At 74.3% G+C, this 19,441-nt stretch carries 17 protein-coding genes; 14 read left to right on the top strand and 3 right to left on the bottom strand.

All coding sequences use genetic code 11. The features are described from left to right. Positions 1-130 precede the first annotated feature (130 nt). The 3 genes from QBL21_RS20925 to QBL21_RS20915 all read left to right on the top strand — a co-directional run bounded on the left by QBL21_RS20925 (position 131) and on the right by QBL21_RS20915 (position 4,005). Positions 131-1,291 (top strand): hypothetical protein, encoded by a 1,161-nt coding sequence (locus tag QBL21_RS20925; RefSeq protein ID WP_407563762.1) that lies wholly within the window; start codon positions 131-133, stop codon positions 1,289-1,291. A 110-nt stretch (positions 1,292-1,401) separates the two neighbouring features. Then, on the top strand, positions 1,402-3,384 hold the full coding sequence (gene thrS, locus QBL21_RS20920; RefSeq protein ID WP_407563761.1) for a threonine--tRNA ligase: 1,983 nt from the start codon (positions 1,402-1,404) through the stop codon (positions 3,382-3,384). Between the two features lie 60 nt (positions 3,385-3,444). After that, positions 3,445-4,005: an HIT family protein gene (locus tag QBL21_RS20915; RefSeq protein ID WP_407563760.1), complete on the top strand. Its 561-nt coding sequence runs from the start codon at positions 3,445-3,447 to the stop codon at positions 4,003-4,005. Between the two features lie 40 nt (positions 4,006-4,045). Here the strand turns inward: QBL21_RS20915 and QBL21_RS20910 are convergent, their stop codons facing one another. Further along, positions 4,046-5,239, bottom strand: coding sequence for a trans-sulfuration enzyme family protein (locus QBL21_RS20910; protein ID WP_407563759.1), 1,194 nt, complete (start codon positions 5,237-5,239; stop codon positions 4,046-4,048). Positions 5,240-5,302: 63 nt separating this feature from the next. Between QBL21_RS20910 and QBL21_RS20905 the strand changes: the two genes are divergently transcribed. Continuing rightward, positions 5,303-6,760 (top strand): PLP-dependent aminotransferase family protein, encoded by a 1,458-nt coding sequence (locus QBL21_RS20905; RefSeq protein ID WP_407563758.1) that lies wholly within the window; start codon positions 5,303-5,305, stop codon positions 6,758-6,760. A 42-nt stretch (positions 6,761-6,802) separates the two neighbouring features. On the opposite strand, the gene QBL21_RS20900 is transcribed toward QBL21_RS20905, so the two are convergent. Both QBL21_RS20900 and QBL21_RS20895 read right to left on the bottom strand, forming a co-directional pair. Beyond that, positions 6,803-8,416: a hypothetical protein gene (locus tag QBL21_RS20900; protein WP_407566495.1), complete on the bottom strand. Its 1,614-nt coding sequence runs from the start codon at positions 8,414-8,416 to the stop codon at positions 6,803-6,805. Positions 8,417-8,555: 139 nt separating this feature from the next. Further along, on the bottom strand, positions 8,556-10,754 hold the full coding sequence (locus QBL21_RS20895) for an elongation factor G-like protein EF-G2 (RefSeq protein ID WP_407563757.1): 2,199 nt from the start codon (positions 10,752-10,754) through the stop codon (positions 8,556-8,558). Between the two features lie 225 nt (positions 10,755-10,979). On the opposite strand from QBL21_RS20895, the gene pgsA reads away from it, so the two are divergent. The 10 genes from pgsA to ruvB all read left to right on the top strand — a co-directional run bounded on the left by pgsA (position 10,980) and on the right by ruvB (position 19,372). Continuing rightward, on the top strand, positions 10,980-11,690 hold the full coding sequence (pgsA, locus tag QBL21_RS20890) for a phosphatidylinositol phosphate synthase (RefSeq protein WP_407563756.1): 711 nt from the start codon (positions 10,980-10,982) through the stop codon (positions 11,688-11,690). A gap of 20 nt (positions 11,691-11,710) precedes the next feature. Next, the gene (locus QBL21_RS20885; protein ID WP_407566494.1) at positions 11,711-12,586 is read left to right on the top strand and encodes a phosphatidylinositol mannoside acyltransferase; all 876 of its coding nucleotides are present in this window, start codon (positions 11,711-11,713) and stop codon (positions 12,584-12,586) included. Beyond that, a complete protein-coding gene (locus QBL21_RS20880) occupies positions 12,583-13,752 on the top strand; it encodes a glycosyltransferase family 4 protein (RefSeq protein ID WP_407563755.1) in 1,170 nt (389 codons plus the stop codon). The genes QBL21_RS20885 and QBL21_RS20880 overlap by 4 nt, the downstream gene beginning before the upstream one ends. Positions 13,753-13,757: 5 nt before the next feature. Further along, entirely contained in the window at positions 13,758-14,312 is a 555-nt protein-coding gene (locus QBL21_RS20875; RefSeq protein WP_407563754.1) for a hypothetical protein, read from the top strand. A gap of 184 nt (positions 14,313-14,496) precedes the next feature. Then, positions 14,497-15,417 (top strand): pyridoxal 5'-phosphate synthase lyase subunit PdxS, encoded by a 921-nt coding sequence (gene pdxS, locus QBL21_RS20870; RefSeq protein ID WP_407563753.1) that lies wholly within the window; start codon positions 14,497-14,499, stop codon positions 15,415-15,417. 11 nt (positions 15,418-15,428) lie between these two features. Next, positions 15,429-16,022 carry a pyridoxal 5'-phosphate synthase glutaminase subunit PdxT gene (gene pdxT / locus QBL21_RS20865; protein ID WP_407563752.1) on the top strand — a complete coding sequence of 198 codons (594 nt, stop codon included), beginning with the start codon at positions 15,429-15,431 and terminating at the stop codon, positions 16,020-16,022. 71 nt (positions 16,023-16,093) lie between these two features. Beyond that, positions 16,094-16,846 (top strand): YebC/PmpR family DNA-binding transcriptional regulator, encoded by a 753-nt coding sequence (locus QBL21_RS20860; protein ID WP_407563751.1) that lies wholly within the window; start codon positions 16,094-16,096, stop codon positions 16,844-16,846. A gap of 123 nt (positions 16,847-16,969) precedes the next feature. After that, positions 16,970-17,638, top strand: a complete 669-nt coding sequence (ruvC, locus tag QBL21_RS20855) for a crossover junction endodeoxyribonuclease RuvC (protein ID WP_407563750.1) — start codon at positions 16,970-16,972, stop codon at positions 17,636-17,638. Next, a complete protein-coding gene (ruvA, locus tag QBL21_RS20850; RefSeq protein ID WP_407563749.1) occupies positions 17,635-18,258 on the top strand; it encodes a Holliday junction branch migration protein RuvA in 624 nt (207 codons plus the stop codon). Before ruvC ends, ruvA begins: the two co-directional genes overlap by 4 nt. Before the next feature lie 70 nt (positions 18,259-18,328). Further along, on the top strand, positions 18,329-19,372 hold the full coding sequence (ruvB, locus tag QBL21_RS20845) for a Holliday junction branch migration DNA helicase RuvB (RefSeq protein ID WP_407563748.1): 1,044 nt from the start codon (positions 18,329-18,331) through the stop codon (positions 19,370-19,372). The last annotated feature ends 69 nt before the right edge of the window (positions 19,373-19,441 follow it).

Here is a 19,441-nt window from a genome sequence, read left to right as displayed (position 1 = left end):
TCGTTGCCGCTGCCGGCTGCTCTCCGGCGCAGCCCTTCCCCGGCAGCGGCACCGACCGGCACACCGGGTTCCGCGGCGCCCCCGCGCTCCGCGGGATCGCGGCGCGGGCCGGCTGGGGAGGGAGACCCTGATGTACCGGCAGCCCCCCGAACCCGATCCCGCCCACGTGGACCCCGCCGTGCTCGGCGCCCTCCTCGCCCGCCACGGCTGGCGCCGGCACGGCGGTTCCACCGGGCGGTACGCGCGCTTCACGCCGCCCGGCGACGCGAAGAGCGGCGCCGGCGTCCTCGTACCGGCCGACCGCGCCTTCCCCGACTGCACCGACCTGCTCGCCGAGGCGCTCGCCGCGCTGGCCCGCAGCCCCGAGCCGTCCGCCCCGCTCGTCCGTACCGCCCTGGCCGTGCCCAGCGACGAGGTGAGCTGGGAGTACGGTGCCGAGCGGCGCGCCGGGCCCGCCCGGTGGGCCGACGCCGAGCGGCTGTCCGCCGCCGCCCGCGCCATGCTGCTGGCCGGCGCGCTCGCCGCCCGCCGCCCCGCGGGGTTCTACGGCGCCCGGCTGCGCCCGCAGGCCGCGCGGGACGTCGAGCGGACCCTGCTCGGCCCCGGCGCCCACGTCGCCCGCCTCATCGCCTTCGTCCCCGCCCCGGAGAGCCGCGGGGTCACCGCCACGCTGTTACGCGCCCTGCACGGCACCCGCGACGCGGTGGACCACCAGCGCGCCACCGGCGGCATGGAAGCCTTCGACAACGCGGTCGAACTCGGCGTGTGCCACGAGCTGACCGAGGCGCTGACCGCCCTCGTGCGCGGCACGGAAGGCGTGCGCATCGCCCTGTCCTGGGCCCCCGCCCACCCGCCGCCGGAGGGCTTCGCCGCCGCCCCCGAGCCGGTGGAGTTCACCCCCTGCGACGTCCCGGCCCTCCAGCGGGCCGCCGTGCGCTACCGGCACCGGGAGCCCTCCCTCCCGGTCCGGATCACCGCAGCCGTCACCCGGCTCAGCCGGTCGGCAGCCACCGGCCCGGGCCGGGTGCGGCTGCGGGTACTCGCGGGCGCGGACGTCACCGAGGTGCGCACCTCGCTCGACGAGGAGGCGTACCGCGTCGCCGGCCGGGCGCACCTGGCCGGGGTTCCGGTCCGGCTCAGCGGCCGGCTGGAGAGCCGCGGCGGCTTCAGGCGGCTGACCGGGGCGTCCGGGGTGCGGCCCGTACCGCTGGCGGATGCCGGGCGGGACCCGATGCCGAAGCCGCCGCCCGAGGACCTGGACTTCTTCGACCAGGCGTACCGCGACGGCTGAGGGTGCACCGGGCCGCGACGCCCGATTTCGCCGTGCGCCCCCCGGGCTCGGTACGATTCACGCCGTGCCGCCGCCGCGCGCGGCACCCCACCCCTTGCGAAGGAGACCTCGTGTCCGACGTCCGTGTGATCATCAGCCGCGATGCCGCCGAGCGGGAAGAGCGCGTGGTCACGACGGGCACGACGGCCGCCGACCTCTTCCCCGGCGAGCGCACCGTGATCGCGGCCCGCGTCGCCGGCGCGCTGAAGGACCTCGCGTACGAGGTCGCGGACGGGGACGTCGTCGAGCCGGTGGAGATCGACAGTCCCGACGGCCTGGACATCCTGCGCCACTCCACCGCCCACGTCATGGCCCAGGCCGTGCAGGAGCTGTTCCCCGAGGCCAGGCTCGGCATCGGCCCGCCCATCAAGGACGGCTTCTACTACGACTTCGACGTCCCCGAGCCCTTCCACCCCGACGACCTCAAGCGCGTCGAGAAGAAGATGCAGGAGATCGTCAAGCGCGGGCAGCGCTTCTCGCGCCGCGTCACCACCGACGCCGACGCCCGCGAGGAGCTGGCCGCCGAGCCGTACAAGCTGGAGCTGATCGGCCTCAAGGGCAACGCCGCCGACGCCGCCGAGGGCGCGTCCGCGGAGGTCGGCGCCGGCGAGCTGACGATCTACGACAACCTCGACGCCAAGACCGGCGAGCTGTGCTGGAAGGACCTCTGCCGCGGCCCCCACCTGCCGACGACGCGCATGATCCCCGCCTTCCGGCTGATGCGCTCCGCCGCCGCGTACTGGCGCGGCAGCGAGAAGAACCCGCAGCTCCAGCGGATCTACGGCACGGCCTGGCCGTCGAAGGACGAGCTGAAGGCGCACCTGGAGTTCCTGGCCGAGGCCGAGAAGCGCGACCACCGCAAGCTCGGCGCCGAGCTGGACCTCTTCTCCATCCCCGAGGACATCGGCTCGGGCCTGGCCGTCTTCCACCCCCGCGGCGGCATCGTGCGCCGCGTGATGGAGGACTACTCGCGCAGGCGGCACGAGGAGTCGGGCTACGAGTTCGTCTACACCCCGCACGCCACGAAGGGGAAGCTCTTCGAGAAGTCGGGCCACCTGGACTGGTACGCCGACGGCATGTACCCGCCCATGCAGCTCGACGAGGGCCAGGACTACTACCTGAAGCCCATGAACTGCCCCATGCACAACCTGATCTTCGACGCCCGCGGGCGCTCCTACCGCGAGCTGCCGCTGCGCCTCTTCGAGTTCGGGACCGTCTACCGGTACGAGAAGTCCGGCGTCGTGCACGGCCTGACCCGGGCCCGCGGCTTCACCCAGGACGACGCGCACATCTACTGCACCAAGGAGCAGATGGCCGGCGAGCTGGACTCGCTGCTGACCTTCGTGCTGAACCTGCTGCGCGACTACGGCCTGGAGGACTTCTACCTGGAGCTGTCCACCAGGAACCCGGAGAAGTCCATCGGCTCCGACGAGGTCTGGGAGGAGGCCACGGAGATCCTGCGCCAGGCCGCCGGCAAGCAGGGCCTGGAGCTGGTCATGGACCCGGGCGGGGCGGCGTTCTACGGGCCGAAGATCTCGGTGCAGGCCAAGGACGCCATCGGCAGGACCTGGCAGATGTCCACGATCCAGGTGGACTTCAACCTCCCCGAGCGCTTCGACCTCCAGTACACCGCGGCCGACGGCTCGCGGCAGCGGCCCGTGATGATCCACCGCGCGCTCTTCGGCTCCATCGAGCGGTTCTTCGCCGTGCTGCTGGAGCACTACGCGGGCGCCTTCCCGGCGTGGCTGGCGCCGGTGCAGGTCGTCGGCATCCCCATCGGCGACGACCACGTGCCGTACCTGGAGGAGGTCGCGGCGAAGATGCGGGCCCGCGGGCTGCGGGTCGAGGTCGACTCCTCCTCCGACCGGATGCAGAAGAAGATCCGCAACGCCCAGAAGGCCAAGGTCCCGTACATGCTGATCGCGGGCGACGACGACATGGCCAAGGGCGCCGTCTCCTTCCGCTACCGCAGCGGCGAGCAGAACAACGGCGTGCCCATCGACGACGCGATCGACGAGGTGGCCCGCGCGGTCGCGGAGCGCACCGGGGCGTGATCGGGCGCGGGCCCGGCGCGGGGCCGGGCCCGGGGCCCGGCCCGCGCGGTGGCACGCCATATGCTGCTGAGCATGACCAGTGAGCCGGAGCAGCAGCTCGGGGTCGGCACCCCGGATCAGTTCCAGCGGCTGTGGACGCCGCACCGCATGGCGTACATCCAGGGGGAGAACAAGCCCACCGGCGCCGCGGCCGGCGACGGGTGCCCGTTCTGCGCCATCCCGGAGAAGTCCGACGAGGACGGGCTGATCCTCGCCCGCGGCACGCAGGTCTACGCGGTGCTCAACCTCTACCCGTACAACGGCGGGCACCTGATGGTCGTCCCGTACCGGCACGTCGCGGACTACACCGAGCTGACCGACGGCGAGACCGGGGAGCTGGCGGCGTACACCAAGCGCGCGATGACCGCGCTGCGCGCCGCGTCCGGGGCGCAGGGGTTCAACCTCGGCATGAACCAGGGACCCGTCGCGGGCGCGGGCATCGCCGCGCACCTGCACCAGCACGTGGTGCCGCGGTGGGGCGGGGACACGAACTTCATGCCGGTCGTCGGCCACACCAAGGTGCTGCCCCAACTGCTGGCGGACACCCGCGCGATGCTCGCCGCCGCCTGGCCCCGGGACTGACCCCGGCACCCGCTCCGGTACCGGCCGGCCCGGCCCTGGTTCACGCCTGGTCCGCCGCCTTCGCCAGCGCCTGCTCCAGGTCCGCCCACAGGTCGTCCGGGTGCTCGATGCCCACCGCGACCCGCACCGTCCCCTCGCCGATGTCCATCGCCGCCAGCGCCGCGGCGTCGAGCTGCCGGTGCGAGGTGCCGGCCGGGTGCATGACGAGCGTCTTGACGTCGCCCAGCGACGGGCTGAGCAGCGCGAGGCGCAGCGACTCGACGAACCTGCGCCCCGCGTCCCGGCCGCCCGCCAGGTCGAACGCCAGCACCCCGCCGCCCGCGGACAGCAGCCGGGCCGCCGTCGCGCGGTCCGGGTGGTCCTCCAGCCCCGGGTGGCGGACCCGGGCGACCGCCGGGTGGGCGGCCAGCCGCCGGGCCAGCGTCAGCGCCGTCGCGGACTGCCGCTCGACCCGCAGCGCCAGCGTCGCCATGCCCCGCAGCGTCAGCCACGCCGCGAACGGGTCCGCCACCGCGCCCTGTTCCACGGAGTGCGCCCAGACCCGGCGGCGCAGCTCCGCGTCCCGGAAGACCGCCACGCCGCCCAGCACGTCGGCGTGGCCGCCGAGGTACTTGGTCGCCGAGTGCACGACGACGTCGGCGCCGTGCTCGACCGGGCGGCAGAGCAGCGGGGTGGCGAAGGTGTTGTCGACGACGCCGGTGACGCCCGCCTCCGCGGCGGCGGCCAGCAGCGCGGGCAGGTCGGTGACGGCCGTGGTGGGGTTGGCGATGGTCTCCAGGTACAGCACCCGGGTGCGGGGCGTCAGGGCGGCGCGTACCTCGTCGGCGTCCCGGCCGGAGACGTAAGTGACCGGCACCCCCCAGCGCTCCGCCAGATCGGTCAGCGTCGCGTACGTGCCGCCGTACAGCGAGCGCTGCGCGACGACGTGGTCGCCGGTGGCGAGCAGGCTGCGCAGCACGGCGTCGATCGCGCCCATGCCGGACGCGAACGCCAGCCCGCCGGCGCCCCCTTCGAGGCCGGAGACGGCCTCCTCCAGCGCGCGTACGGTCGGGTTGCCGAAGCGGCTGTAGAGGTACGCGCCGTCCGGGTCGTGGAAGGCGGCGGCCATCGCGTCGGCGGAGTCGAACGAGAAGACGTGGCCCTGGTGGATCGGCACGGTCACCGGGCGGCTGCCCTCGGGGACCGGCACGGGCGGGTGGACGGTACGGGTCGAGGGGTGCAGGTCGGCGCTCATGGCAGAAGTCTCCGTGCCGAATGGGTTGCCGGAACAGGGCCAATGCCGGGAGATTGGTCCGCCATGGACACCGACGACGTGCGGGCCTCCGACCTGGTGGCCGCCCTTGGCCGCTGGTCGGCCGGGCGCGGCCCGCTGTACGTGCTGCTGGCCGCCCGGCTCCGGCGGCTGGTCGACGAGGGCCGGCTGCGCCCCGGCGCCGCGCTGCCGCCGGAGCGGGCGCTCGCGGCGGCGCTGGCCGTGGGGCGTACGACCGTGGTCGCGGCGTACGGCGTGCTGCGGCAGGAGGGCCGGGTCGTACGGCGGCAGGGCAGCGGCACGCGCGTCGCGGAGGCGGCGCTCGTGCCCGGCCGGACCGCGGAGACCGCGAACCCGCTCTTCCTCAACCTGCTGGAGCCGGCGGACGGCGTGATCCTGCTGAGCTGCGCCGCCCCGGACGGCCCGCCGCCCGAACTGGTCCGCGCCTACCGGGACCTGGCCCTGCCCGCGACCGGCCTCGGCTACCACCCGGCCGGGCTGCCCGCCCTGCGCACCGCCGTCGCCGCCCGCTACACCGAGCGCGGCATCCCCACGGACCCGGCGCGGATCCTCGTCACCACCGGCGGCCAGCAGGCGCTGGCGCTGCTGACCCGGCTGCTCGTCGCCCCCGGCGACCCGGTGCTGGTCGAGGCGCCGGCGTACCCGGGGGCGCTCGACCTGTTCCGGGAGGCCGCTGCCGTGCTGCGGCCGGTGCCCGTGGGGCCGGACGGCATCGACGTGGACGCCGCGGTGCGGGCGCTGGCCGAACACCGGCCGGCGCTGGCGTACACCGGCTCGGTGCACCAGAACCCGACCGCCGCCGTGCTGCCCCCGCTGCGCGGGCGGCGGCTGGTGCGGGCGGCGGGGCGGTTCGGCGTGCCGCTGGTGGACGACGAGGTGGTGGCGGACCTGGCGTTCGACGGCGCCCCGCCGCCGGCGCTGGCCGCGTGCGCGGAGAGCGGCGACGAGGTGATCAGCGTCGGGTCGCTCAGCAAGGTGGTGTGGGGCGGGCTGCGCATCGGCTGGGTGCGCGCGCCCGCCGGCGTGGTCACCCGGCTGGCCCGGCTGAAGGCCGTCCACGACCTCGGCACCGACGTGCCGGCCCAGCTCGTCGCCGTGTCCCTGCTGGCGGCGTACGAACCGCTCCTCGCCCGCCGCCGCACCGAACTGCGCGGCGCCCACGACCACCTGCGCGCCGAGCTGGCCCGGCTGCTGCCCTCGTGGGACTGCCCGCCGGTGCGCGGCGGGCAGACGGTGTGGCTGCGGCTGCCGTACGGGGACGGGGTGTCCTTCGCGCAGGTGGCGCTCCGCCACGGGGTGGCCGTCCTGCCCGGCGCCTGCGTGGACGCCGCCGGGGGCAGCGGCGCGTACCTGCGGCTGCACTTCTGCTCCCCGCACGGCGTGCTCACCGAGGCCGTCGAGCGGCTGGCCGCGGCGTGGACGGCGTACGACGGCAGCTCCCGCCCGGCGACGCCCGCGCCCCTCGGCGGCGTGACCGTCTGACCGGGCCGGGACCGCAGGACCCGCGCCGCCGGCGGGCCGCCGTCAGCCGTCGTAGACGTCCGCCCGCCGGGGCTCCGCGCTCTGCACCATCCCGCTGAGCACCATCGACCGCGCGCCGAAGCTCGTGGTGTCCACGTTGTGCTCGTCCAGCACCTTCAGCGCCGCCTGGTGCACCACCCGCAGCACCGGCGTCGCCGCGCGCAGCGCGTCGTCGGCCATGAAGCGGTGCCGCCACGGCTTGTCCGCCCACACGTGCCGCAGCCCGAAGGGCTCGGGGAGCTTCAGCTTGCCGCCGAGGTAGTCGAGCAGCGGCGGATACCAGGTGAACGGCGCCCGCGCGGCCAGCCGTACCACCTCGCGGGTACGGACCAGGGGCAGCGGCTTCTCCTTGGTCTCCCAGAACTTCATGCCGCTCACGGTCTTGGTGTCGCGGCTGGGCTTGCTGGTGAACAGCGGGTGCACCGGGCCCAGCGCGTGCCCCGTGACCTCGATGCGCAGCGTCTGGTGCAGCACGGTCACCGACACCAGCAGCGTGATGACCAACTGGCCGTCCCAGAGCGTGAACTGCACGCCCAGGTAGTGCCGGTTGCCGGCGCCGAACTGCTGCTCGTTGCAGATCCGCTGGACCTCGAAGTCCCGTACGGAATAGCCGTCGACGATCGCGCCGCCCGGCCGGGCGACCTCGCCCGCGCCCTCGCCTATCGGCGCCACGATCCAGTGCTTTATCGCGGGCGCCGGGAAGCCGCCGGTGTGCAGCGGGGTGCGCTCCAGCATGCGCAGTTGGTCGTGCACCGCCCTGACGACGTCCCAGCTCCGGAACGGGTGGATCTCGCCGCCGGACTCCTTCGGCTTGAGGTCCTCGGCCAAGTGCCAGGCGCCCCAGCGGGTGCCCATGCCGAGTATCCCCTTGGGGCCCGCGTAGAAGACGACGTTGCTGTGCTGCTCCGCCGACAGCTTCGCCAGGCCCAGCCGCAGCCGCTCCGCGCTGGCCTCGCCGGGGTTGCTCGGCACCGCCTCCGGGATCTTGGCGCCGAGGCCGCCGCCGGACAGCAGCGCCGTCCAGTGCTCGCGCAGGCCCGCGGCGTACTTCTCGCAGATCCGGTTCGCCCAGAACCAGCCTATGATCGGCGCGACCAGCAGGCCGCGCAGGTAGAGGCCGAGCAGGCCGCTGAGCGGGAGCGTGATGAAGGCGTAGATCGCGGCGACGCCGAAGATGCCCAGCAGGACGTACCCCACCGCGCCGACGCGCTTGTCCGACGCGCCGGCCAGCGTACGGCGGAGCTGGAAGACGCCGAGCCAGAGCAGCACCCCGGGCAGGAACAGCAGCCCGAAGACGCCCATCACCACGGTCAGCCGGGTGTCGCGCTCCTTGCGGTAGCGGTTGGCCGCCAGGCAGTGCTCCAGCACCGCCTGCGGCTCCGTACCGAACGACTGGATGAGCGGCTTGCGGCCGTCGGCCAGCATCCGCACGGTGACCGCGCGGGCGAACGCCTCGCCCAGGTTCGGCTCGAAGAGCGAGAGCCGGCCCTTCTTGAAGTCCGACTTGCTCCAGTCGTTGTTGGCGTCGAGGAGCTTGGTGACGGCGCTGTCGCGGTACGCCGTGGAGGCGAGCGCGTGCGTGGCGGCCGTCTGGCCCTGGGCACCGGAAAGCGGCACCTGTGCGCGCGGGGTGAAGTCGAACTCCAGCCCGTCGGAACCTGCCACTGCCGCCCCCAACGCCGCGCGTCCGCCCCGGTGATGGGGCCGGGCCCGCGGGCAGCGGGCCCGACCACCAATGTGCCCAGCCTAGCCGCGGTCAACCTTCATGGGCCTGCCGATCACGGATCTTCGCCGCCAACTGCTGCGGCATCGGCTCGTGTCGGGTGTACGCCCGGCCGAACCGGCCGGTGCCGTGCGACAGGGAGCGCAGATCCACCGCGTACCTGCCGATCTCGAACTCCGGCACCTCGGCGCGCACCAGCGTCCGGCCGCCGCCCGCCTGCTCGGTGCCGACCACCCGGCCGCGCCGCCCGGACAGGTCGCTCATCACCGGGCCCACGTACTCGTCCGCGACCAGCACGCTGATCTCGGCGACCGGCTCCAGCAGATGGATCTGCACCTGCGCCGCGGCCTCCCGCAGCGCCAGCGCGCCCGCCGTCTGGAACGCGGCGTCGGAGGAGTCCACCGAGTGCGCCTTGCCGTCGACGAGCGTGATCCGCACGTCGACCAGCGGATAGCCGGTGGCCACGCCCTTGACCGCCTGGCCGCGTACGCCCTTCTCCACCGACGGGATGAACTGACGCGGCACCGCGCCGCCGACCACCTTGTCCACGAACTCGATGCCCGAGCCCTCCGGCAGCGGCTCGACCTCGATCTCGCAGATGGCGTACTGCCCGTGGCCGCCGGACTGCTTGACATGCCGCCCGCGCGCCGCCGACCGGCCCGAGAACGTCTCGCGCAGCGACACCTTGTGGTCCACCGGGTCGACCTGCACCCCGTACCGGGTGCGCAGCCGCTCCAGCGCCACGTCGCGGTGCGCCTCGCCCAGGCACCACAGCACCAACTGCCGGGTCGAGGCGTTCTGTTCCAGCCGCATCGTCGGGTCCTCGGCGCACAGCCGCGCCAGGCCCTGCGACAGCTTGTCCTCGTCCTGCTTGGTGTGCGCCTCGATGGCCACCGGCAGCAGCGGGTCGGGCATCACCCACGGCGCCATCAGCAGCGGCTCCTCCTTCGCCGAGACGGTGTCGCCGGTCTCCGCGCCGTTCAGCTTGCCGACGCAGGCGATGTCGCCGGCGATCGCCGCCTCCAGCGGGCGCTGGAGCTTGCCGAACGGGGCGGTCAGCGAGCCGATGCGCTCGTCGGTGTCGTGGTCCTCGTGCCCGCGGTCCTCCATGCCGTGGCCCGAGACGTGCACCGTCTGGTCGGGGCGCAGCGTGCCGGAGAAGACGCGCAGCAGCGACAGCCGGCCGATGTACGGGTCCGAGGAGGTTCTGACCACCTCGGCGGCCAGCGGCCCGGCGGGGTCGCAGGCCAGCGCCGCGCGCTCCTCGCCGCGCACGGTGGTGACGTCGGGGATCCGCCGCTCCGGCGGGGTGGGGAAGCCGCCGGTGATCAGCTCCAGCAACTCCACCGTGCCCAGCCCCTGCGTGCCGCCCTCCGCCGCGGGCGCGGCGGCCAGGACCGGGTGGAACACCCCGCGCGCGACGGCCTTCTCCAGATCCTGCACGAGCGTCTTGACCTCGACGTCCTCGCCGCCGAGGTAGCGGTCCATGAGGGACTCGTCCTCGCTCTCGGAGATGATGCCCTCGATGAGCCGGTTGCGCGCCTCCTCGATCAGCGGCAGCTCGTCCGCGCCCGGCGGCCTGTCCTCGCGGGCGCCGGAGGTGTAGTCGAAGACCCGCTGCGTGAGCAGGCCGATCAGCCCGTGCACGGGCGCGTGGCCGTCGCCGCCCGCCTCGCCGAGCAGCGGCAGGTACAGCGGCAGCACGGCGTCGGGGTCGTCGCCGCCGAACGCCTCCCGGCAGATCTCGGTCATCTCGTCGAAGTCGGATCTGGCGGCGTCCAGGTGCGTGACGACGATGGCGCGCGGCATCCCGACCGCCGCGCACTCCTCCCAGAGCATGCGGGTCGCGCCGTCCACGCCGTCCGCGGCCGAGACGACGAAAAGGGCCGCGTCCGCTGCCCGCAGACCGGCCCGTAGCTCCCCGACGAAATCCGCGTAGCCGGGGGTGTCCAACAGATTGATCTTGATGCCGTCCCACTCGACGGGGACCAGCGAGAGCTGCACCGAGCGCTGCTGGCGCTGCTCGATCTCGTCGTAGTCGGAAACGCAGCCGCCGTCCTCGACCCGGCCGGCCCGGGTGAGCGCCTTCGTGGTCAGCGCCAGCGCCTCCACCAGCGTCGTCTTACCGGATCCGCTATGGCCGACCAGCGCCACGTTCCGAATGTCGGAGGGCCGGGCGGCCGCCGCTGCCCTGCCGGCGGCCCCGGGGTGTGCGTTTGCTTTGTCACCCATGTGTCTCGCCTCCGTCTGACACGTGCGGTGCATTCGAGCTTTGCACCGTGGCCAGACCCCGTCCATAGCACGGACGGCTTCGGACGGGCGGACGGCCCCGGAGTACGGCCCGCGCGGGCCCGCGCGGGCGCTGGCTACGATGGCTGCGCTACGTTGAGCGACTTCCACCGACGTGTCCCCCCGGTCAGCCGCGGGGGCCCGGCGACCCGCGACCCTGGGACGGCCATGCTGAACAAGTACGCGCGTGCGATCTTCACGCGTGTCTTCGCACCGATCGCCGCGATGCTGCTGCGCCGCGGCGTGAGCCCCGACACCGTCACCTTCGTGGGCACACTCGGGGTGATGGCGGGCGCCTTGGCCTTCTTCCCCCGCGGGGAGTTCTTCTGGGGCACGCTGATCATCACCCTCTTCGTCTTCTCCGACCTGATCGACGGCACCATGGCCCGGCAGTCCGGCCGCTCCAGCCGCTGGGGCGCGTTCCTGGATTCGACGCTCGACCGGGCGGCGGACTCCGCGGTCTTCGGCGGCATCGCCCTGTGGTACGCGGGCGACGGCGACGACCTCATGATGTGCGCGGTGGCGATCTTCTGCCTGGCCGGCGGCCAGGTGGTGTCGTACACCAAGGCGCGCGGCGAGAGCATCGGGCTGGCCGTCAAGGTCAACGGCCTGATGGAGCGGGCCGACCGGCTGGTGATCATCCTGGTGCTCGCGGGCTTCGCGGGCATGGAGCGCACCTTCGGCATCCCGCACATCGACATCCTGCTGCCCATCGCGCTGTGGGCGGTCGCCGCGGGCAGCGCCGTCACGCTCTTCCAGCGGATGGTGACCGTGCACCGGGAGGCGGCGGAGAAGGACGCCGCCGACCCGCTGCCGCCGCCCGCGCCGCGCGGCGGCCCGCGCCCCGAGGCCACACCGGCGGACCAGGAGCGCGCGTGAGGGAACGCCTGACCGACGGGATGTACGGCCTGGGCTGGGGCGCCGTGAAACGGCTGCCCGAGCCCGCCGCCGCCGCCCTCGGCAGGCGCATCGCCGACACCGCCTGGCGGCGCGACGGCAAGGGCGTACGGCGGCTGACGGCGAACCTCGCCCGGGTGGTCCCGGACGCCGGGCCCGAGCGGCTGGCCGCGCTCAGCCGGGCCGGCATGCGCTCGTACATGCGCTACTGGATGGAGTCCTTCCGGCTGCCCTCCTGGAGCAAGGAGCGCGTCCGCGCGGGCTTCGACCCCAAGGACGTGCACCGGCTGGAGGACGGCCTGGCCGGCGACACCGGCGTGATCCTCGCGCTGCCGCACATGGGCAACTGGGACCTGGCCGGCGCCTGGGTCACCGCCAAGCTCGGGGTGCCCTTCACCACCGTGCAGGAGCGGCTGAAGCCGGAGTCGCTGTACGACCGCTTCGTCGCGTACCGCGAGAGCCTGGGCATGGAGGTGCTGGCGCACGGCGGCGCGAGCGCCTACGGCACCCTCGCCCGGCGGCTGCGCGCCGGCGGGCTGGTGTGCCTGGTCGCCGACCGCGACCTGTCGGCCACCGGCGTCGAGGTGGACTTCTTCGGCTCCGCCGCCCGCATGCCCGCGGGCCCGGCGCTGCTCGCCCAGCAGACCGGCGCGCTGCTGCTGCCCGTCACGCTCTGGTACGACGACTCCCCGGTGCTCCAGGGCAAGGTGCACGCGCCCGTGGAGGTGCCCGCGACCGGCACCCGCGCGCAGAAGACGGCCGTCATGACGCAGGCCGTGGCCGACGACTTCGCCGCCGGCATCGCCGAGCACCCGGAGGACTGGCACATGCTCCAGCGCTTCTGGCTGGACGACCTCAGGGGTGAGGCGCCGCGGTGAGGGTCGGGATCGTCTGCCCGTACTCCTGGGAGACGCCCGGCGGGGTGCAGTTCCACGTCCGCGACCTGGCGGGCCACCTGCTCGCCGCCGGCCACGAGGTCTCCGTCCTCGCGCCCGCCGACGACGACACCCCGCTGCCCAGTTACGTCGTCGGGGCCGGCCGCGCCGTCCCCGTGCCGTACAACGGGTCCGTGGCCCGCATCAACTTCGGCTTCCTGTCCGCCGCCCGGGTCCGCCGCTGGGTGCGCGACGGCGACTTCGACGTGCTGCACATCCACGAGCCGGCCGCGCCGTCGCTCGCGCTGCTGGCCTGCTGGGCGGCGAAGGGGCCGATCGTGGCCACGTTCCACATGTCCAACCCGCGCTCCCGCGGCATGATCGCCGCGTACCCGATCCTCCAGTCGGCGCTGGAGAAGATCAGCGCGCGCATCGCGGTCAGCGAGTACGCGCGCCGCACCGTGGTGGAGCACCTGGGCGGCGACGCCGTCGTCATCCCCAACGGCGTCGACGTCTCGTACTTCGCCGCAGCCGAGCCGAAGGCCGCGTGGCAGGGCCGCACGCTGGGCTTCATCGGCCGTATCGACGAGCCCCGCAAGGGCCTGCCGGTGCTGATGGATGCGTTTCCGCGGATCCTGGAGCGGGTGCCGGACGCCCGCCTGCTGGTCGCCGGGCGCGGCGACCCCGCGGAGGTCGCGGCGCGGCTGGCGCCCGGGGTGCGGGAGCGGGTGGAGTTCCTGGGGATGGTCGGCGACGAGGACAAGGCGAGGCTGCTGCGCAGCGTCGACCTGTACGTCGCGCCGAACACCGGGGGCGAGTCGTTCGGCATCATCCTGGTCGAGGCGATGTCGGCGGGGGCGCCGGTGCTGGCCGCCGACCTGGACGCGTTCGTGCAGGTGCTGGACGGCGGCACGGCCGGCGAGGTGTTCGCGCGCGAGGACGCCGGAGACCTGGCCGGGCGGGCGGCGGGGCTGCTGCTGGACGACGCCCGCCGGGCCGAGCTGCGCGAGCGCGGCAGCCGGCACGTACAGCGCTTCGACTGGTCGACGGTCGGCGCGGACATCCTCTCGGTGTACGAGACGGTGACCCAGGGCGCCGCGTCGGTGGCCGAGGACGAGCGCGCCGGCCGCTGGGCCCGCTTCGGCCCCGCCCGCGACCGGGAGGCGTGAGGCCCGTGTCCACCGCGCTGACCCTGCTTCTCGTCGCGGTCGTGCTCTGCCTGATCGGCGTCTACCTGAGCTGGACGGCCGGCCGGCTCGACCGGCTGCACACCCGTATCGACGCCGCCAAGGCGGCCCTGGACGCCCAGTTGCTGCGGCGCACCTCGGTGGCGCAGGAGCTGGCCACCAGCGGCCTGCTCGACCCGGCCGCCTCGATCGTGCTGTACGAGGCCGCGCACGCCGCGCGGCAGGCGGAGGCGGACCAGCGCGAGGTCGCCGAGAGCGAGCTGAGCCAGGCGCTGCGGGCGGTGTTCGAGGCCCCGGAGCAGGTGGAGGCGGTGCGCGGGGCACCGGGCGGGGACGAGGCCGTACACGAGCTGGCGGAGGCCGCGCGGCGGGTGCCGATGGCGCGGCGCTTCCACAACGACGCGGTACGGGCGGCGCGGGCACTGCGGCGGCACCGCAAGGTGCGCTGGTTCCGGCTGGCCGGGCACGCGCCGTTCCCGCTGGCGGTCGAGATGGACGACGAGCCGCCGCCGGCGCTGACCGACCGGGCCCCGGCGAGCTGACCCCCGCGGCGGGCCCGGCAGCCACAGTTTGCCGATTGGCTCTTTCCCGACCCCTCCCGCCTGGGGTTTCCTGACGGTGGCGCACGCTCGGGCCCGTAGTCCGAACGTGTTTACGATGGAGATGGCGCACCGTGCGCCACGTACACATCCACACCGCACCCACATCACCGAGCGAGGTTCCACCGTGTCCAGCACGCCCAGCTCCGCCCCCCAGTCGTCGGCCCCCGAGACCGGCACCGCACGCGTCAAGCGCGGCATGGCCGAGCAGCTCAAGGGCGGCGTGATCATGGACGTCGTCACGCCCGAGCAGGCGAAGATCGCCGAGGACGCGGGCGCCGTCGCGGTGATGGCCCTGGAGCGGGTCCCCGCCGACATCCGCAAGGACGGCGGCGTGGCGCGCATGTCGGACCCCGACATGATCGAGGGCATCATCGAGGCCGTCTCCATCCCCGTGATGGCCAAGTCCCGCATCGGCCACTTCGTCGAGGCCCAGATCCTCCAGGCGCTCGGCGTCGACTACGTCGACGAGTCCGAGGTCCTCACCCCCGCCGACGAGGTCAACCACTCCGACAAGTGGGCCTTCACCACGCCCTTCGTCTGCGGCGCCACCAACCTGGGCGAGGCCCTGCGCCGGATCGCCGAGGGCGCGGCCATGATCCGCTCCAAGGGCGAGGCCGGCACCGGCAACGTCGTCGAGGCCGTCCGCCACCTGCGCCAGATCAAGAACGGGATCGGCGCCCTGCGCGGCCTGGACAACCACGAGCTGTACGCCGCGGCCAAGGAGCTGCGCGCCCCGTACGAGCTGGTCGCCGAGGTGGCCCGGCTCGGCAAGCTGCCCGTCGTGCTCTTCTCCGCCGGCGGCGTCGCCACCCCCGCGGACGCCGCGCTGATGCGCCAGCTCGGCGCCGAGGGCGTCTTCGTCGGCTCCGGCATCTTCAAGTCCGGCGACCCGGCCAAGCGTGCCTCCGCCATCGTCAAGGCCACCACCTTCTACGACGACCCCAAGATCGTCGCGGACGCCTCCCGCAACCTCGGCGAGGCCATGGTCGGCATCAACCTCGACACCCTCGACGACTCCGAGCGCTACGCCGGCCGGGGCTGGTGAGGTCGGCGCACATGGGCACCACCCCCGCCATCGGCGTCCTCGCCCTCCAGGGCGACGTACGCGAACACCTGGCCGCCCTGGCGGCGGCCGGCGCGACCGCCGTGCCGGTGCGCAGGCCGGAGGAGCTGGCGGAGGTCTCCGGCCTGGTCCTCCCCGGCGGCGAGTCCACCACGATGTCCAAGCTCGCCGTCGCCTTCGGCCTGCTGGAGCCGCTGCGCGACCGGGTGCGGGCGGGCATGCCCGCGTACGGGTCCTGCGCCGGCATGATCATGCTGGCCGACAAGATCCTGGACCCGCGCTCCGGCCAGGAGACCGTCGGCGGCATCGACATGATCGTCCGCCGCAACGCCTTCGGCCGGCAGAACGAGTCGTTCGAGCTGCCGCTGGAGGTGGCCGGCGTCCCCGGCGGCCCCGTCCACGGCGTCTTCATCCGGGCGCCGTGGGTGGAATCCACCGGCGCCGGGGTGGAGCGGCTGGCGGAGGTCGGCGGGCACCCCGTGGCGGTCCGGCAGGGGCCGCTGCTGGCGACGTCGTTCCATCCCGAACTGACCGGCGACCACCGCGTGCACGCACTCTTCGCCGATATGGTGCGCCGGGCGGGATGACCGCCCCCGGTAGGATCGACGAGTTCGTTGCCGGTTAGTCGAATGCGCGGAACGCGGAATGGAGCGGGGCTGTGTCCGGCCACTCTAAGTGGGCAACCACCAAGCACAAGAAGGCCGTGATCGATGCCAAGCGAGGAAAGCTCTTCGCCAAGCTGATCAAGAACGTCGAGGTCGCGGCGCGGCAGGGGGGTCCCGACCCGGACGGAAATCCCACGCTGTACGACGCGATCCAGAAGGCCAAGAAGCAGTCCGTCCCGAACAAGAACATCGACAGCGCCGTCAAGCGCGGCGCGGGTCTCGAAGCGGGCGGCGCCGAGTACGAGACGATCATGTACGAGGGCTACGGCCCGAACGGCGTGGCGGTCCTCATCGAGTGCCTGACGGACAACCGCAACCGCGCCGCCTCCGACGTCCGCGTCGCCATGACGCGCAACGGCGGCTCCATGGCGGACCCCGGCTCCGTGGCCTACCTCTTCCACCGCAAGGGTGTCGTGATCGTCCCCAAGGGCGAGCTGGGCGAGGACGACGTGCTCGCCGCCGTGCTGGACGCCGGCGCCGAGGAGGTCAACGACCTGGGCGAGTCCTTCGAGGTGCTGAGCGAAGCCGGCGACATGGTCGCCGTCCGCACCGCCCTCCAGGACGCCGGGATCGACTACGACTCGGCCGAGGCCAACTTCGTCCCCACCATGCAGGTGGAGCTGGACGAGGAGGGCGCCCGCAGGATCTTCCGGCTCATCGACGCCCTGGAGGACAGCGACGACGTCCAGAACGTCTTCGCCAACTTCGACGTCTCCGACGAGGTCATGGAGAAGGCCACCGCCTGAGCCGTACGCGCACGAGGAGCCGGGCCCGCAGGATGGCGACATCCCGCGGGCCCTTCGGCTGCGGTGTCGGTGCCGGCCGGTAGCCTGCACACACGTACGCGGGCTAAGGAGAGGGGGCGGCCGGTGCGGGTGCTCGGAGTGGACCCGGGGCTGACGCGGTGCGGGGTGGGCGTCGTGGACGGGACGCCCGGCCGGGCGCTGCGGATGGTCGCCGTCGGCGTCGTACGCACCCCCTCCGACGCCCCGACCGCCGAGCGGCTGCTGCTCATCGAGCGCGGCGTCGAGGAGTGGCTCGACGCGCACGGGCCCGAGGCCGTCGCCGTCGAGCGCGTCTTCAGCCAGCACAACGTACGCACCGTCATGGGCACCGCCCAGGCCAGCGCCGTCGCCATCCTCTGCGCCGCCCGCCGCGGCCTGCCCGTCGCGCTGCACACCCCCAGCGAGGTCAAGGCCGCCGTCACCGGCTCAGGCCGCGCCGACAAGGCGCAGGTCGGCGCCATGGTCACCCGGCTGCTGCGGCTCGACGCCCCGCCCAAGCCGGCCGACGCCGCCGACGCGCTGGCGCTGGCCATCTGCCACCTGTGGCGCGCCCCCGCCCAGGACCGCCTGCTGCGCGCCCGCGCCGCCACCGCACCCGCGCGCGCCGGGACGGCCGCCCGCGCCGCCGCGTCCGGAGCGCCCGGCGTGCGCCGCGCCGCCCGCCCGGCCGACCGGGGCACCCCGCGCGAAGACCGCGCGGGCCAGGACCGCCCGGAGTACCGGGACCGCGAGATCCGGAGAGACCCCGCATGATCGCCTTCGTCAGCGGCCCCGTCGCCGCCCTCGCCCCCGACGCCGCGGTCATCGAGGTCGGCGGCATCGGCATGGCCGTGCAGTGCACGCCCGACACCCTGTCCACGCTGCGCGTCGGCAAGGACGCCCGGCTGGCCACCTCCCTCGTCGTACGGGAGGACTCCCTCACCCTCTACGGCTTCGCCGACGACGACGAACGCCAGGTCTTCGAGCTGCTCCAGACCGCCAGCGGCGTCGGCCCGCGGCTGGCCCAGGCCATGCTCGCCGTGCACCGCCCCGACGCGCTCCGCCTCGCCGTCTCCACCGGCGACGAGAAGGCGCTGACCGCCGTCCCCGGCATCGGCAAGAAGGGCGCGCAGAAGCTGCTGCTGGAGCTGAAGGACCGGCTCGGCGAGCCGCTCGGCAGCAGCGGCCTCCTCGCCCGGCAGGCCGGCGCCGCGCCCGCCGCCGGCTGGCGCGAGCAGTTGCACACCGCGCTCACGGGCCTCGGGTACGCGCCGCGCGAGGCCGACGAGGCCGTCACCGCCGTCGCCCCCCGGGCGGAGGAGAACGGCGCCGCGCCCCCGCCGCTGCCGCAGTTGCTGCGCGCCGCCCTCCAGACCCTGAACCGGGCCCGATGACAGGGCCGCCCGGCCCCGGGCGCGTACCGCAGACCTCGGCAGCACCCGAACCACGACGGACGGATCCAGCATGACCTGGGAGGACGCCGACCCGCGGCTGGTGGACTCGGCCGCCGACGCCGACGACCGGGCGGTGGAGACCGCGCTGCGCCCGAAGGACCTGGCGGAGTTCGTCGGCCAGGAGCGCGTGCGCGAGCAGCTCGACCTCGTGCTGCGCGCCGCCCGCCAGCGCGGCGGCGCCGCCGACCACGTGCTGCTCTCCGGCGCCCCCGGCCTCGGCAAGACCACGCTCGCGATGATCGTCGCCGCCGAGATGGCCGCGCCGATCCGCATCACCTCGGGCCCCGCCATCCAGCACGCCGGCGACCTGGCCGCGATCCTCTCCTCGCTCCAGGAGGGCGAGGTGCTCTTCCTCGACGAGTTGCACCGCATGTCCCGCCCCGCCGAGGAGATGCTGTACATGGCGATGGAGGACCTGCGCGTCGACGTCATCGTCGGCAAGGGCCCCGGCGCCACCGCCATCCCGCTGGAGCTGCCCCCCTTCACCCTGGTCGGCGCCACCACCCGGGCCGGGCTGCTGCCCCCGCCGCTGCGCGACCGCTTCGGCTTCACCGGGCACATGGAGTTCTACTCGCCGGCCGAGCTGGAGCGCGTCCTGCACCGCTCCGCGCACCTGCTGGACGTCGCCGTGGACGCCGCCGGCGCAGCCGAGATCGCCGGCCGCTCCCGCGGCACGCCCCGGATCGCCAACCGCCTGCTGCGCCGGGTGCGGGACTACGCCCAGGTCAAGGCCGACGGCGTGATCACCCGCGAGATCGCCGCCCGCGGCCTGGAGGTCTACGAGGTCGACGACCGCGGCCTCGACCGCCTCGACCGCGCCGTCCTCGGCGCCCTGCTGAAGCTCTTCTCCGGCGGCCCCGTCGGGCTTTCCACGCTCGCCGTCGCGGTGGGGGAGGAACGCGAGACCGTCGAGGAGGTCGCCGAGCCCTTCCTCGTACGCGAAGGGCTGCTGGCCCGCACCCCCCGCGGCCGCGTCGCCACCCCGGCGGCCTGGGCCCACCTCGGCCTCACGCCCCCGCAGCCCGGCGGCGGCATGCAGCAGACCGCGTTCTGAGCGCCCCCGCCGGGCCCGCCGCCGCCCGGCCGCGGGCCCGGCCGGGCAAGGCGCCGCGCGGGCGCCCCG

Origin of the sequence: Streptomyces sp. 184, assembly GCF_045781775.1 — a bacterium.
Lineage (GTDB): Bacteria > Actinomycetota > Actinomycetes > Streptomycetales > Streptomycetaceae > Streptomyces.
This window is presented reverse-complemented; position numbering and strand designations above follow the sequence as displayed.

What these genes read in the sequence shown, in the direction of transcription:
- QBL21_RS20925 (WP_407563762.1), top strand. Translation starts at nt 131, where the DNA reads ATGTACCGGCAGCCCCCCGAACCCGATCCCGCCCACGTGGACCCCGCC.
- QBL21_RS20915 (WP_407563760.1), top strand. Translation starts at nt 3,445, where the DNA reads ATGCTGCTGAGCATGACCAGTGAGCCGGAGCAGCAGCTCGGGGTCGGC.
- QBL21_RS20910 (WP_407563759.1), bottom strand. Translation starts at nt 5,239, where the DNA reads ATGAGCGCCGACCTGCACCCCTCGACCCGTACCGTCCACCCGCCCGTG.
- QBL21_RS20905 (WP_407563758.1), top strand. Translation starts at nt 5,303, where the DNA reads ATGGACACCGACGACGTGCGGGCCTCCGACCTGGTGGCCGCCCTTGGC.
- QBL21_RS20895 (WP_407563757.1), bottom strand. Translation starts at nt 10,754, where the DNA reads ATGGGTGACAAAGCAAACGCACACCCCGGGGCCGCCGGCAGGGCAGCG.
- pgsA (WP_407563756.1), top strand. Translation starts at nt 10,980, where the DNA reads ATGCTGAACAAGTACGCGCGTGCGATCTTCACGCGTGTCTTCGCACCG.
- QBL21_RS20885 (WP_407566494.1), top strand. Translation starts at nt 11,711, where the DNA reads ATGTACGGCCTGGGCTGGGGCGCCGTGAAACGGCTGCCCGAGCCCGCC.
- pdxT (WP_407563752.1), top strand. Translation starts at nt 15,429, where the DNA reads ATGGGCACCACCCCCGCCATCGGCGTCCTCGCCCTCCAGGGCGACGTA.
- ruvA (WP_407563749.1), top strand. Translation starts at nt 17,635, where the DNA reads ATGATCGCCTTCGTCAGCGGCCCCGTCGCCGCCCTCGCCCCCGACGCC.
- ruvB (WP_407563748.1), top strand. Translation starts at nt 18,329, where the DNA reads ATGACCTGGGAGGACGCCGACCCGCGGCTGGTGGACTCGGCCGCCGAC.